Below are 14174 nucleotides of genomic sequence, written 5' to 3'. Positions count from 1 at the left end.
TCCACATGGACTGGAAAATGGCGGACGCGACAGCGCCGCGCCTTGACCCACTCAGACGGAGACTTCACGTGAGCGAAACGAAAAACACCTCGTCCTTTGAGCGTCTGTCCGCCGAAGACCGTCATCGCGTGCTGAACGCCCTGGGACGTGGGGCCAACCGCCGTGACGTGCTGGGCCTGTTGGGCTTGGCGGGCGCCGCTGGAGCGTTCGGCTCTGGCCTGTTCGCTGGTCTGGGCGGCGCCTTCGCCGCTGAAACGCCCAAAAAGGGCGGGCGCATCCGCGCCGCTGGGTATTCCAGCTCCAACGCCGACACGCTGGATCCGGCCAAACAATCGCTGTCCACCGACTATGTCCGGTGCAGCATGTTCTACAACGGCCTGACCACGCTGGACGAGCGCATGGCGCCGCAACTGGCGTTGGCCGAATCCATCAGCCACGACAAGGCCACCGTCTGGACCATCACGCTGCGCAAGGGCGTGCAATTCCACGACGGCAAGACGCTGACCGCCGACGACGTGGTCTATTCGCTGAACCGCCACAAGGATCCAGCGGTGGGGTCGAAGGCGAAGGCGCTGGCCGCCCAGATGGAGGAGATCAAGGCGACCGGCCCGCTGGAGGTGACGATCCGTCTGAGCGGCCCCAACGCCGATCTGCCGGTGATCCTCGGCACCCATCATTTCTTCATCGTCAAGGACGGAACCACCGACTTCAGCACCGCCATCGGCACCGGCCCCTTCAAATGCAAGGAGTTCCAGCCGGGCGTGCGCTCCATCTCCGTGCGCAACGAGAATTATTGGAAGGGCGTCGGCCCCTGGCTGGACGAGGTCGAGTTCTTTGGCATTTCCGACAACGGCGCGCGCGTCAACGCGCTGCTGTCGGGCGACGTCGATTTCATCGGCTCCATCGACCCGCGTTCGACCCGTCAGGTGATGGACGCCAAGGGCTTCAACGTTCTGGAAACCAAGTCGGGCAATTACACCGATCTGGTCATGCGGATGGACGGCGCGCCCGGCAACAACCCGGATTTCGTGTTGGGCATGAAGTATCTGTTCGACCGCGAGCAGATGAAGAAGTCGATCTTCCGGGGCTTCGCCGAGGTGGCGAACGATCATCCGCTGGCGCCGAGCAACCGCTACTACTCCGCCGACGTCCCGCAGCGCCCGTATGACCCGGAAAAGGCGAAGTTCCACCTGAAGAAGGCGGGCGCGCTGGATTCGCCGTTGCAGATCGTCGCCTCCGTCGCCGCCGCCAATTCGGTGGAGATGGCCGTCGTCATGCAGCAGGCCGCCCAGAAGATCGGCCTGAAGATCGACATCAAGCAGGTCCCCGGCGACGGCTATTGGTCGAACTATTGGATGAAGGCGCCGGTCGGCTTCGGCAACATCAACCCGCGCCCGACCGCTGACATCCTGTTCAGCCTGTTCTTCAAATCCGACGCGCCATGGAACGAGTCCGCCTGGAAGAACGAAAAATTCGACCAGCTTCTCGCCGCCGCCCGCGCCGAGGCCGAGGAGTCCAAGCGCAAGGCGATGTACCATGACATGCAGACGATGATTCATGAGTCGTCGGGCATTGGCATTCCCGTCTTCATCAACAACCTCGACGCCCACGTCTCGCGGCTGAAAGGTCTGCGCCCGATGCCGAACGGTGGCATGATGGGGTACGGCTTCGCCGAGCATGTTTGGCTCGACGCCTGACGTCGTCCTTCTCGGCAACCGGGCGCCGCCGCTATCGTCGCGCCAGCGACGGCGCCCCAGGATGGAGATCATGATGAACGCCGGGATGTCGAGGCTGCTTTTGACGCGGCTGGCGACGGCGGCGGGGACGCTGTTGTTCGTCGCCGCCGCCGTGTTCGTCACCACCACCATGCTGCCGGGCGATGTGGCCCAGGAAATCCTGGGCCAGAGCGCCACGCCGGAGGCGGTCGCGGCCCTGCGCCATGGGTTGGGGCTGGACCGTCCGCCGGTGGAACGTTTTCTGTCCTGGTTGGGCGGGCTGCTGGTCGGCGATCCCGGCCTGTCGCTGGTCAACGGCGTGCCGGTCGCGACGCTGATCGGTGGGCGGCTGTCCAACTCGCTGCTGCTGGCGGCGGTCACGGCGGCGGTGTCGGTGCCGTTGGCCCTGCTGCTGGGCGTCAGCTCGGCGATGCTGCGCGGTTCGATTTATGATCGGGTGGTCGGGACGGCGACGATCTTCGTCGTGTCGGTGCCGGAGTTCCTCGTCGCCTCGCTGGCGGTGCTGGTTTTCGCGGTCAAGCTGCGCTGGTTGCCCGCCTTGGCCCAAGCGCCGCAAGGCCACGGGCTGCTTGACCTGATGCGCAGCTTCGCCATGCCCATCGTCACGCTGACCTTCGTCATCGTCGCCCAGATGGCGCGGATGACCCGCGCGGCGGTGATCGACACGCTGGCCGCGCCCTATGTCGAAATGGCGCGGCTGAAGGGGGCGGGGCCGATCCGCATAGTGCTGACCCACGCCCTGCCCAACGCCATCGGCCCCATCGCCAACGCGGTGGCGCTCAGCCTGTCCTTTCTGCTGGGCGGCGTCATCATCGTCGAGACGATCTTCAATTATCCGGGAATCGCGAAGCTGATGGTCGATGGCGTGGCGACGCGCGATCTGCCGGTGGTCCAGGCCTGCGCGCTGATTTTTTGCGCCGGTTATCTGCTGCTGGTCATGCTGGCCGACATCGCCGCGATCCTCTCCAACCCCCGGCTGCGCCATCGATGACCCATCATGAAACCCCTCCCCCGGCGCTCGCCGAAGCGCCCCCGGCGGGCGGGCCGTCAACCGACAGCCTGAGCGCGCCGTCTTCCCGCCGCCACCTGTCGTTTCCTAAAATCGGCGTGGTCGGCATGCTGGGCGCTATGATTGTCCTGTTCTGGCTGGTCATGGCCCTGTTCGGCAACCAATTCGCCCCCTACGACGTCGGCGAGATCCTGGACGCCGACGTGTTCGAGCCGATGAGCCGTCTCTACCCCTTCGGCACCGACTATCTGGGGCGCGACATTCTCAGCCGCGTTCTGGCTGGAACCCGCCAGACGGTGGGCATCGCCTTGATCGCCACCAGCCTTGCCGCGCTCGGCGGGGCGCTCGGCGGGTTGGCCGCCGCCGTCACTGGCGGCTGGTTCGACGCCCTGCTCAGCCGAACGCTCGACGCGCTGGTGTCGATCCCCAGCAAGATGTTCGGGCTGATTCTGGTCGCCGCCTTCGGTTCCTCCATCCCGGCGCTGATTTTGACGCTGGCGGTGATTTATCTGCCCGGCTGTTACCGCCTCGTCCGCGCCGTGGCGGTCAACGTCGCCGCGTTGGATTTCGTTCTGGTCGCCCGCGCCCGTGGCGAGGGCAAATTTCACATCATGACGCGTGAGGTGCTGCCCAACATCGTCGGGCCGGTGCTGGCCGATTTCGGGCTGCGTTTCGTCTATGTCGTGCTGCTGCTCAGCAGCCTCAGCTTTCTTGGGCTGGGGGTGCAGCCGCCCGACGCCGATTGGGGATCGCTGGTGCGCGAGAACATCGGCGGGCTGCCCTACGGCGCCCCGGCGGTGATTATGCCCGCCCTGGCCATCGCCAGCCTGACCATTGGCGTCAACATGCTGATCGACAGCCTGTTTGGCCGCAGCCTTCGCCGCAAGGGAGCCGCCTAGACATGACGACGCCGTCCCCCACGCTCAACGCGCCGCTCTCCAAAGCGCCGCTTGCCCCCACCCGGTTCGCCGACGCCGCCCCGCTGGTCGAGGTCGCCAACCTGAAGGTCGTCGCCCGTGGCGAGGATGGGCGCGAGTTCCCGATCGTCAAGGACGTCAGCTTCTCGGTGAAGCGCGGCGAGGTCGTCGCCCTGATCGGCGAGTCCGGGTCGGGCAAGACCACCATCGCCCTGTCGGTGATGGGCTACGCCCGCAGCGGCTGCCGCATCGCCGGAGGTCGGGTGCGGCTGGGCGATTGCGAGGTGACGGCGCTCAGCGAGTCCGGTCTGGCCGATCTGCGCGGTCGCCGCGTCGCCTACATCGCGCAGAGCGCCGCCGCCGCGTTCAACCCGTCGCGCACCATCATGGCGCAGGTGATCGAAAGCGCGCTGATCCATAAGACCGCCACCAAGGCGGAGGCGGAGGTCAAGGCCCGCGCCCTGTTCACGGCGCTGGCGTTGCCCGATCCCGACGGGGTCGGCGACCGCTACCCGCATCAGGTGTCGGGCGGGCAGTTGCAACGGCTGCTGGCCGCCATGGCGCTCATCACCGATCCCGAATTGGTGATCTTTGACGAACCGACCACCGCGCTGGACGTCACCACCCAGATCGAGGTGCTGAAGGCCTTCAAGGCGGTGGTGCGCGACCGCGACACCACGGGGTTGTACGTCTCGCATGATCTGGCGGTGGTGGCGCAGGTCGCCGACCGCATCGTCGTGCTGCGCGACGGCGCCATTCGTGAGGTTGGGGCGACCGGCCAGATCATCGAGGCGCCGCGTGACGACTACACCCGCAGCCTGATCGCCGCCGCCGAACCGCAACCGCGCGCCGCCGCGCCGCTGCGCGAAACCCCGGCGCCGCTGCTGGAGGTCACGAACCTGTCGGCGGGTTATGGCGGGTTGAACGCCGACGGGATGCCGCATTTTCCGATCCTCGACGCCGTCGGCTTCCGCATCCAGCGCGGCTCCACCCTGGGCGTCATCGGCGAATCCGGCTGCGGCAAGAGCACGTTGGCCCGCGTCGTCGCCGGGCTGATGCCCGCCGCGCGCGGCGCGGTGACGCTGGACGGGCGTCCGCTGCCGCCGACCATCGCCGGACGCAGCCGCGAAGACCTGCGCCGCATCCAGATCGTTTTCCAGATGGCCGACACGGCGCTGAATCCGGCGCACAGCGTGTCCAAGGCGTTGAGCCGCCCGCTGACCTTCTATCACGGGCTGACCGGCGCCGTGCTCGACCGGCGGGTGTTTGAACTGCTTGATCTGGTCAAGCTGCCGCGCGGGTTGGCGGACCGCAAACCGGGCGAACTGTCGGGCGGGCAGAAGCAGCGCATCAATCTGGCCCGCGCGCTCGCCGCCGAGCCGGACCTGATCCTGTGCGACGAGGTGACGTCGGCGCTCGACACCGTGGTCGCGGCGGCCGTGCTCGATCTGCTGGTGGAACTGCGGCGCGACTTGGGCGTGTCCTACATGTTCATCAGCCATGATTTGAAGACGGTGCGGGCGATCTGCGACGACATCATGGTGCTGTACGCGGGCCGCAAGGTGCAGGCGGGCAGCCGCGAGGCGATGGCCGAACCGCCAAGCCACCCCTACGCCGATTTGCTGACCGCCTCGGTCCCGGAAATGCGGATGGGTTGGCTGGAAGGGGCGGGCGCCCACGCCAGCAACTTCATCGACCCCGCCGACAAGACCAAGGGCGGGAAGCTGTTCAGCCGCAGCGGTTGCGCCTTTTACCCGCGCTGCCCGCTGGGGATCGCGGGAACCTGCGACCGCGAGCGGCCGCCGTTGCGGGTGACGCCGCAGGGCAGCGAAATCGCCTGTCACCGCAGCGACGCCGATTTGATGAGCCTGACCGCGCGTTGAGCGCGCCAGTTCGCGTTCCACACCATCGGAGGCAACACGGATGTCATCCGCATTTCAGAGCGGCGACGAGGCCGACCCGCGCCCGTCCTTCACCCTGCGCCGCCTGACGCGCGGCGTCGGTCTGCGTGGTCGGCTGATGGCGGCCATCGGGGTCGTCCTGTCGGGAACCCTGATCGCGGCGGCGGTCGCGTTGCTGGGCTACGCCGACGTGCGCGCCAACAACGCCGTCATCCTCAATCACGCGCTGCCCGCGATGGTTGAGAGCATGGGCGTGGCGCAACGGGCTGAAACGCTGGTCGCGCTGGCCCCCGCCCTGTCCGCCGCCGCCGACCGGGCGGCGTTGGACGCGGTGTCCGCCCGCATCCGTGACAGCCGCGCCGCCTTCACCGACCAGTTGGAGCGGCTGCGCGCCACCGGATCGGCGCATGAACGGCTCGCCACCATCCTGACCGCGTCCACCGCGCTGCTCGACAATCTGGCCGCGTTGGACGCGGTGTCCACCGACCGCATCGCCCAGGCCGAACGCCGCGCCGCGCTGCTGCCCGGCATTTTGGAGGCGGGAACCCAGCTTCAGCGCGCCACCTCCTTCTGGAAAACCTCTTTGGAGGGGGACGAGGAGGACGCGCATGGCAAGCTGGCCGACAGCGCGTCTTCGCCGGAGGAGATGCGCGCGGCGGCGGCGCTGCTCGCTGAAACCCGCGCCGTCATGGGGCCGCTGCGCACCGCCATTGAGGAAACCGCCAACGCCACCAGCCTGCTGTTGGAAAGCGCGGCGGCGACCGACGACGCGTCGCTGATCCGTCTGCGCACCCGGCTTGGCGCCTCGCTGCTGGCCGCCGGGGCGGCGGGCAAGAGCTTGCCGGAAAAGCTCCGCGCGGTAATCGCCAGCGAACTCGCCGCCTTGACGACGGTCGGGGCGGGGGACGACGGGTTGATCGGCGTGCGGCGGCGCGAGGTCGCCATCGTCGAGCGCGCCAACGCTCTGATGGCCGACAACCGCAAGCTGGCCGACGGCGTGGCCGCCGACATCGCCGCCCTGGTGGCCGACCAGCGCGGCGGCATCGACCAGGCCAACCGGGCGACCGAAGCGCTGCTTGACGCCGGGGGGCGGACGCAGGTCGCCGTTTGCGCCGCCAGCCTGCTGATTTCCATTCTGGTGGTCTGGCTTTATGTCGGGCGGCGCGTGGTGGGTCGTCTTCTGCTGCTGAAGGACGCCATGCAGCGCATCGCCGACGGTGATCTGGCGCGCGACGTCGTCACCAGCGGCAGCGACGAGATCACTCAGATGGGCGCGGTGCTGCGCGTGTTCCGCAACACCGCGCGCGCGGTGGAATCGGCCCGCGCCGAGGCCGACGTTCAGCGCGAACAGGCGGCGCGCGACCGTCGCGCCGCGATGTTGGGTTTGGCGGATGGCTTCGAGGCGGGGGTGAAGACGGTGGTGGACCGCGTGTCCACCGCGTCCGACCGCATGCACCAGACCGCTGAGGGCATGGTGACGATGGCCGACGGCACGGTTCGGCAGGCGAGCGACGCGGCCCAGGCGGCGGAACGCGCGTCGGCCAACGTCGACAGCGCCGCCGCCGCCGCTCAAGAGCTGTCGCAGTCGATTGAGGAGATCTCCCGTCAGGTGACGCAATCCGCGACCATCGCCGGGGAGGCCGCCCAGCACGCCGAACGCACTGACGCGACCATGCGCGGTCTGGACGAGGCGGCGGCGCGGATCGGCGCGGTGCTGGACCTCATCAGCGGCATCGCCGGGCAAACCAACCTCTTGGCGTTGAACGCCACCATTGAAGCGGCCCGCGCAGGGGACGCGGGCAAGGGCTTCGCCGTCGTCGCCCATGAGGTCAAGCAATTGGCGACGCAGACCGCGCAGGCGACCGGGCAGATCGCCGCGCAGATCAACGCGATGCAGGGGGCGACCGCCGAAGCGGTCGGGTCGATCCGCGTCATCAGCGCCACCATCGCCCGCCTGAACGACATCGCCGCGACCATCGCCGCGTCGGTCGAGGAACAGGGGGCCGCCACCGCCGAAATCGCGCGCAGCGTCCGCGAAGCCGCCGACCGAACGGAGGAGGCCACCGCCAACATCCGCCACTTGCGCGCCACCGCCGGGCAGGCGGGGGAATCCGCTCAATCGGTGCTGGCCGTCGCCGGAAGCGTGACCAACGAAGTTGGCCATCTTACGGGCCGTGTCGGCGATTTCCTGGCGAATGTGCGCCGAGGGTGAAGAGAACCTGCGCTATCCCCTCCATTTTTCCGGGCAAATCCAACGCGGTCCTGTGGCATAAGGGGCCAACCTTGCCACGGGAACTCAGCCGGACATGATTCGTTTCGACAACATCACCAAGCAAAACAGCCACCGGATCCTTTTTCTGGAGGCGTCCGCCGCGCTGAACCGGGGTGAAAAGATTGGTCTCGTCGGCCCCAACGGCGCGGGCAAGACGACGCTGTTCCGCATGATCGCGGGCGAGGAGGCGCCGGACACGGGCCAGGTGGCGGTCGAGAAGCTGGTCTCGATCGGCTATTTCAATCAGGACGTCGGTGAAATGTCGGGCCGCAGCGCCACCGCCGAGGTGATGGACGGGGCCGGGCCGGTCAGCGCCGTGGCGGCGGAGCTGGCGGAGTTGGAAACGGCCATGGCCGATCCCGACCGCGCCGACGAGATGGACGCGATCATCGAGCGTTACGGCGAAGTCCAGGCCCGCTTCGAGGAGTTGGGCGGCTATGAGCTGGAGGGTCGCGCGCGCGAGGTGCTCGCCGGGCTGAGCTTCAGCCAAGAGATGATGGACATGGATGTGGGCGGCCTGTCTGGCGGCTGGAAAATGCGCGTGGCGCTCGCCCGCATCCTGCTGATGCGGCCCGACGCCATGCTGCTGGACGAGCCGAGCAACCATCTGGATCTGGAAAGCCTGATCTGGCTTGAAGGGTTTCTGAAGGGCTACGACGGCGCGCTGCTGATGACCTCGCACGACCGTGAGTTCATGAACCGGATCGTCAACAAGATCATCGAAATCGACGGCGGGACGCTCACCAGCTATTCCGGCGATTACGCCTTTTACGAACGGCAGCGGGCGCTGCGCGAGAAGCAGCAGGAAGCCCAGTTCGAACGGCAGCAAGCCATGCTGGCGAAGGAGCTGAAATTCATCGAACGCTTCAAGGCGCGCGCCTCGCACGCCAGCCAGGTGCAAAGCCGGGTGAAGAAGCTGGACAAGATCGAGCGTTTCGAGATGCCGAAGCGCCGTCAGGTGGTGGCGTTCGATTTCCCGCCCGCCCCGCGTTCGGGCGAGGACGTCGCGGTCCTGAAAAACGTGCACAAGGGCTATGGCGAGCGGAGCATCTATCAGGGCTTTGATCTGACCATCCGCCGCAAAGAGCGTTGGTGCGTGATGGGCGTCAATGGCGCCGGAAAATCGACGTTGCTGAAGCTGGTGGCGGGAACGACCGAACCGGATGTTGGGACGGTCGTGGTCGGGGCCAGCGTCAAGATGGGCTATTTCTCTCAGCACGCGATGGAACGGCTCGACGGCGAGCAGACGGTGTTTGAATCCTTGGAGGCGTCGTTCCCACAGGCGGGGCAGGGGTCGTTGCGGGCGCTGGCCGGTTGCTTTGGCTTTTCCGGCGACGACGTGGAAAAGAAATGCCGCGTCCTGTCCGGCGGCGAAAAGGCCCGGCTGGTGATGGCGATCATGCTGTTCAACCCGCCGAATTTCCTCGTGCTCGACGAGCCGACCAACCACCTTGATCTCGACACCAAGGAAATGTTGATCGCGGCGCTGGCCGCTTACGAAGGGACTATGCTGTTCGTGTCGCACGACCGGCATTTCCTGGCGACGCTGTCCAACCGGGTGTTGGAGCTGACGCCGGAGGGCATTCACCAATATGGCGGCGGCTACACCGAGTATGTGGCGCGCACCGGCCACGAGGCGCCCGGCCTGCACAGTTGATTGACCGTCAACGGGGTGTGTTCAGTCCACCCCTCTTCCGGCCCTTCAACGCCACGGCCGGTTTGTTCGGCCTGATGCGGGCGGGAACGCCGCGTCAGGCCACAGCCGCCGAACGGCGTTTCAGCGTGTCTGATGGCTTTTCGCCGTACATCTGGGAATAATAGGTCGAAAAGCGGCCCAAATGCCAAAAGCCGTGATCCATGGCGATTTCGGCGACCGTCGTTTGGCGCGGGTCGGCGACCCGCAAAGCGCGACGGGCGGCGTTCAAGCGGATCATTCGCAAATACGCCGTGGGCGACATCCCCATCACATCGGCGAAGCTGTATTCCAGCATCCGCGTCGTCACACCGACCCCTTGCGCGATTTGCGCGACCGACAGCACGTCGTCCGGGTGGGCCGACACATAGTCGCGCGCACGGTTGACCAGATTTTGCCGCTGCGAGAGCGGGATCAGTCGTTCCCCCTCCAACCTGCTTGTGATCCGCTCGACGACCTGGCAGCAGCGGTCAAGGATCGCCAAACGCACGCTGGCGTGGCGCAGAATGTCGGCTCCGGGCTGTTGTTCGGCAAGAAGCCAGTTCAATTCGTTGCGCAACGCGGGGGCGTGCGCCGACAGGAAGGTTCCGCTTTGCAACGCTTCGGCGTTTGGCGTCGGCGCCCGCAACGCGGTCAAGCGGGGAAGATCAATGGCGACGGCCAGAATCGACATCGGGCCGGAGCAGAGAAAATCGCACACCGCCGCGCCCCGGAACAGAATGACGTCGCCAACGCCAACCGGCTTGCCTTCAAAGCGGGACGGCGCGGAACCCACCATTGGCACGCCAAGAACGAGGGTGTTCGGCGGCGGAGCGGTGTGCTGGTGCAGACGCAGGTTGGTGGTTTCGCGGATGAGTTGGATGCCGGGAACGCCGAATTCGCGCAACTCTCCGGTGAAACGACCGGGTTGCAGTTGGCTGTAATGTTGGGTCCAGCCCCGCAACGCCTGCTCTTGCTCGCACACGTCCGCAGCGGTGTCCGTCACCACCCGGATCGTTTGCTGGCTGTTCATGGTCGATGACTCCCTGTCGGTGACTCTCGGAGCGCGAAGGGGCGAACGGCGTTCAATGCGCCGCACAAATTTGGTGTGGGGCGCATGATTTGGATCGCTTTGCCGACCGATGTCAAACAAGATTGTCGGCTAAGCAATCATTGCGCCCCACGCACAACAACGCATTCGAGCGAAATTCCGAATTTCTGTCTGATACTTAAGAATAGGCAATAAAATTCGCATATAGCAAGAATTATTATGTATTTACCGCATTTCAAATGATGCAATTACTAAAAACACCACAACAGTATTTATAAATTATAAATCAAATGGATATCTGATGGAGGGGCATTGGCGGATTGGTCTTTATTATTAAATTCGTTGATTATAATTTATTAAATTCTTTGGAACTCATCAATCCTGCCTAAATTGTGATCCCCCAATAAACGGAACGCGCAAAAAATCACCACAGATTTTGTGTGACTTGATCGATGCGTAGGCAAATTTGTCGGAAAATATCTTGATGCGATCCAAAAAAAAAGCTCCTTTGGCCAAATCATGAAAGATAAAGCCGCGATTTCGCATAGCGGATAGATCGGCCGCGCGGCACGGACGCACACTCCACGTCTCAATCACACACAGGGCGCGGAGGGGCGATTCATGCAGGCGGCAGCCGACGCGTTGATTCTGGGGGCTGGTCCGGCGGGGGTGGCTCTGGCCTGCCGACTGGCGGCGCAGGGGCTGTTGGTGGACGTGATCGCGGCGCGGCGGTCGCCCGCCTGGGAAGGGCTGTCACCGCGCGTCATCGTCGGCTTGCGGCGGGCGGGGTGCGGCGCGGCGGTGGCCGCCGCTGGAGAACCGGCCCGACGCGCCGCGCATTGGAACGGGCAAAGCTCGACGCTCAATCACGAGCATCTGGTCGAACGCGCGCGGTTCGACGCGGCGCTGAGGCGCGATCTGCGATCCGCTGGCGCGCGGCTGACCGAGGCCAGCGTCGCCAGCCTTCGCCGGGTTGACGGGCTGTGGCAGGCGTTCGACGTGTCGGGGGCGCCGCTCTCCCGCGCCGCTTTTTTGGTGGAGGCGCGGGGGCGCCGGGCGCCCAGCGCGGGCGTCACGCTGGACAATGGGCCGCGCACCGTCGCCATCGCCCGCATCCATCAGGGCGATCCCGGCCCGGCGGCCAGCGCGGCGGCGTCCTTCGCCGATGGCTGGGTCTGGATGGCGGCCTTGCCGGACGGGCGTCGGCTGCTGCAATTCGTCGTGGACGCCGCGCTGGTTCCGCCGCGCGTCCAACTGTCGGACTTTCACGCCAGCCTTGCCGCCGCCGTGCCGGAAGCGGCGGAGTGGATCGCCCGACGCGCGCCCTTGGGCGTGGCGACGGCGCGCGACGCCACGGCGGCGCTGCGGGGCGGGCTGGTCGGGGCTGATTGGCTGCGGATCGGCGACGCGGCCTTCACCAGCGACCCGCTGTCCGGCCATGGCGTCCACAGCGCGCTGGGCAGCGCCTTCGCGGCGGCGGCGGTCATCTCCAGTTTGCGCGCGGCACCCGACGCGCTGCCACTGGTCCAGCGCTTTGTTGAGGAGCGAAACGCCGACCTGTTCGGCCATGCGGCGGCGGTCGGCAACGCTTTTTATCGAATGGAACGCCGCTGGCCTGAACGCCTCTTTTGGCGGGAACGGTCGGCGTGGCCCTCAGCTCCCTCGCCCGCCGCCGCGTCCGGGTTGCGCCGCCAGCCGGTCGTTGTCGAGGGCCGGATCGTCGAGCGCGAGGTTCTGGTGACGCCCCGCATGCCGCGCGGGGTGCTGACCATCGAGGGGGTGGAACTGGCCCCGCTGCTGCGGCTGGCCGGGGCGCACGAGTCAACAACCGAACTGGCGCAACGCGTCGGCCACACGCCCGCCCATGTCGGCACGGCGCTGAGCTGGTTGCGCCAGAACGGCTTTCTGCACAGCGGCGGCGGGTTGCCGCTGGTCTGACAAAAAAAGGGGAGAACAGTGGGATGCGTCGAATGAGAGGGCTGGCCAGCGGCCTTGCGCTGGCGGGAGCGTTGACAACCAGTGGAATGGCCGGGGGTGGGGCGGTCTGGGCCGCCGAACCGCCGCGCCCGGACGAGGGGAACGCCAAGGCGATCATCGCCGAACGCTGCTCCACCTGCCACGAACGGCAGGCCGACGGCACGCTGAACCGCATCGATCACGTCCGCAAGACGCCGGAAGGCTGGACGATGACGCTGTTCCGCATGAACCAAATCCACGGGGCCAATCTGTCCGCCGCCGACAGCCGCGCCTTGGTCGCCTATCTGTCCAGCCGCCAGGGTTTGGCTCCGGAGGAGGCCGCGCCCTTCCGCTACATCCTGGAACGTCAGCCTTCCATGGTGGAAACGCCGATCGCCGAGGGGGATTTGTCGGTGATGTGCGCGCGCTGCCACAGCGCCGCCCGCTTCGGTTTGCAACGGCGCGACGCCGACGAATGGCGGCGGCTCGCCAATTTCCATCTCGGGCAATTCCCGACCACCGAATATTCGGCGCTGGGCCGTGATCGCAAATGGTGGGAGATCGCCTCCACCCAAACGCCCGAGTTGCTGGGCCAAAAATTCCCAATGAAGACGGCGGAATGGGCCGATTGGCAAAAGGCGGCGAAACCCGATCTGGCGGGCGTCTGGGCGATCAGCGGCCATCGCCCCGGCCTTGGAACCTATGGCGGAACCGCCACGGTGGCGCCGGACGGCGACGGTTACAGCGTCCGCTACGATTTGACCGACGCCGTCGGGCAACCGCTGACCGGGACCGGGCGGGCGCTGGTCTACACCGGCTTTGAATGGCGTGGGGCGACCACGCTCGGCGGCAAGGAGCTGCGCGAGGTGTTCGCCGCGTCCAAGGATGGGCAAACGCTGGCCGGACGCTGGTTCCTGGCCGATCATGACGAGGTCGGCGCCAGCGTCACCGCCGTGAAGACCACCACCGCCCCGGCCACGATCCTTGGCTTCAGCCAAGAGCATCTGAAGACCGGGGCCAGCGCGCGAGTCACCGTGTGGGGCAGCGGCTTGGATGGCGGGCCGGTTGATTTCGGTCCCGGCGTGACGGTCAAACCCGTGTCGCAAAGCGCCACCGCCGTGGTGGTCGAGGTCGCCGCCGCCGCCAACGCCGCGCCCGGCCCGCGCAAGGTCAGCGTCGGCAAGGCGACGGGGATGGGCTTCACCGTCTATGCCGCGCTGGACAGCGTCGCGGTCGAACCGGCCTTCACCATCGCGCGCGTCGGCGGCAATGGCGGAACCACCGCTCCGGTCTCGGCCCAGTTCGAGGCGGTCGGCTATCTGAACGGCCCGGACGGCAAAGCCGGCACCGAGGACGACATCCGCGTCGGCGCGCTGCCCGCCGCCTGGACGTTGGAGCCGTTCAACGACGCCGCCAAGCTGATGGAGGACGTGAAGTTCGCCGGAACCATCGCCGCGTCCGGCCTGTTCGCCCCCGCCGCCGCCGGTCCCAACCCGCAGCGCGCCTTCAGCACCAACAACATTGGCGATCTGAAGGTGGTGGCGACGGTCAGGGACGGCGCCGCGTCGTTGACCGGGGAAGGCCGCCTCATCAGCACGGTGCAGCGCTGGAACGATCCGCCCATCCGCTGACCGCCGTCGCAACCGATTCCCCCTTCGGA

At 66.7% G+C, this 14174-nt stretch carries 9 protein-coding genes; 8 read left to right on the top strand and 1 reads right to left on the bottom strand.

Annotated features, from left to right (window positions below; genetic code table 11):
• Positions 1 to 68 precede the first annotated feature (68 nt).
• From D3877_RS14285 to D3877_RS14260, 6 genes are all read left to right on the top strand, one after another.
• Complete coding sequence (locus D3877_RS14285) at positions 69 to 1697, top strand: ABC transporter substrate-binding protein (RefSeq protein ID WP_238474888.1); 1629 nt, start codon at positions 69 to 71, stop codon at positions 1695 to 1697.
• Positions 1698 to 1767: 70 nt separating this feature from the next.
• Positions 1768 to 2727: an ABC transporter permease gene (locus tag D3877_RS14280; protein WP_238474887.1), complete on the top strand. Its 960-nt coding sequence runs from the start codon at positions 1768 to 1770 to the stop codon at positions 2725 to 2727.
• On the top strand, positions 2724 to 3644 hold the full coding sequence (locus D3877_RS14275; protein WP_119831435.1) for an ABC transporter permease: 921 nt from the start codon (positions 2724 to 2726) through the stop codon (positions 3642 to 3644). Before D3877_RS14280 ends, D3877_RS14275 begins: the two co-directional genes overlap by 4 nt.
• A gap of 2 nt (positions 3645 to 3646) precedes the next feature.
• Positions 3647 to 5545 (top strand): ABC transporter ATP-binding protein, encoded by a 1899-nt coding sequence (locus tag D3877_RS14270; RefSeq protein WP_119831434.1) that lies wholly within the window; start codon positions 3647 to 3649, stop codon positions 5543 to 5545.
• 40 nt (positions 5546 to 5585) lie between these two features.
• Positions 5586 to 7775 (top strand): methyl-accepting chemotaxis protein, encoded by a 2190-nt coding sequence (locus tag D3877_RS29870; protein ID WP_119831433.1) that lies wholly within the window; start codon positions 5586 to 5588, stop codon positions 7773 to 7775.
• A gap of 94 nt (positions 7776 to 7869) precedes the next feature.
• Positions 7870 to 9492 (top strand): ABC-F family ATP-binding cassette domain-containing protein, encoded by a 1623-nt coding sequence (locus tag D3877_RS14260; protein WP_119831432.1) that lies wholly within the window; start codon positions 7870 to 7872, stop codon positions 9490 to 9492.
• 94 nt (positions 9493 to 9586) lie between these two features.
• Here D3877_RS14260 and D3877_RS30855 read toward each other — a convergent pair whose 3' ends face one another.
• Entirely contained in the window at positions 9587 to 10540 is a 954-nt protein-coding gene (locus D3877_RS30855) for a helix-turn-helix domain-containing protein (protein WP_119831431.1), read from the bottom strand.
• Between the two features lie 639 nt (positions 10541 to 11179).
• Here D3877_RS30855 and qhpG point away from each other — a divergent pair.
• Complete coding sequence (gene qhpG, locus D3877_RS14250) at positions 11180 to 12496, top strand: flavin-dependent monooxygenase QhpG (RefSeq protein WP_119831430.1); 1317 nt, start codon at positions 11180 to 11182, stop codon at positions 12494 to 12496.
• A 23-nt stretch (positions 12497 to 12519) separates the two neighbouring features.
• Positions 12520 to 14145: a quinohemoprotein amine dehydrogenase subunit alpha gene (gene peaA, locus D3877_RS14245; protein WP_119831429.1), complete on the top strand. Its 1626-nt coding sequence runs from the start codon at positions 12520 to 12522 to the stop codon at positions 14143 to 14145.
• The last annotated feature ends 29 nt before the right edge of the window (positions 14146 to 14174 follow it).

Source organism: Azospirillum cavernae, from assembly GCF_003590795.1.
GTDB classification, from domain to species: Bacteria; Pseudomonadota; Alphaproteobacteria; order Azospirillales; family Azospirillaceae; genus Azospirillum; species Azospirillum cavernae.
This window is presented reverse-complemented; position numbering and strand designations above follow the sequence as displayed.

Excerpts from the sequence above, each read along its gene's own strand:
- D3877_RS14280 (WP_238474887.1), top strand. The coding sequence starts at position 1,768 with ATGATGAACGCCGGGATGTCGAGGCTGCTTTTGACGCGGCTGGCGACG.
- D3877_RS14275 (WP_119831435.1), top strand. The coding sequence starts at position 2,724 with ATGACCCATCATGAAACCCCTCCCCCGGCGCTCGCCGAAGCGCCCCCG.
- D3877_RS14270 (WP_119831434.1), top strand. The coding sequence starts at position 3,647 with ATGACGACGCCGTCCCCCACGCTCAACGCGCCGCTCTCCAAAGCGCCG.
- D3877_RS29870 (WP_119831433.1), top strand. The coding sequence starts at position 5,586 with ATGTCATCCGCATTTCAGAGCGGCGACGAGGCCGACCCGCGCCCGTCC.
- D3877_RS14260 (WP_119831432.1), top strand. The coding sequence starts at position 7,870 with ATGATTCGTTTCGACAACATCACCAAGCAAAACAGCCACCGGATCCTT.
- D3877_RS30855 (WP_119831431.1), bottom strand. The coding sequence starts at position 10,540 with ATGAACAGCCAGCAAACGATCCGGGTGGTGACGGACACCGCTGCGGAC.
- qhpG (WP_119831430.1), top strand. The coding sequence starts at position 11,180 with ATGCAGGCGGCAGCCGACGCGTTGATTCTGGGGGCTGGTCCGGCGGGG.
- peaA (WP_119831429.1), top strand. The coding sequence starts at position 12,520 with ATGCGTCGAATGAGAGGGCTGGCCAGCGGCCTTGCGCTGGCGGGAGCG.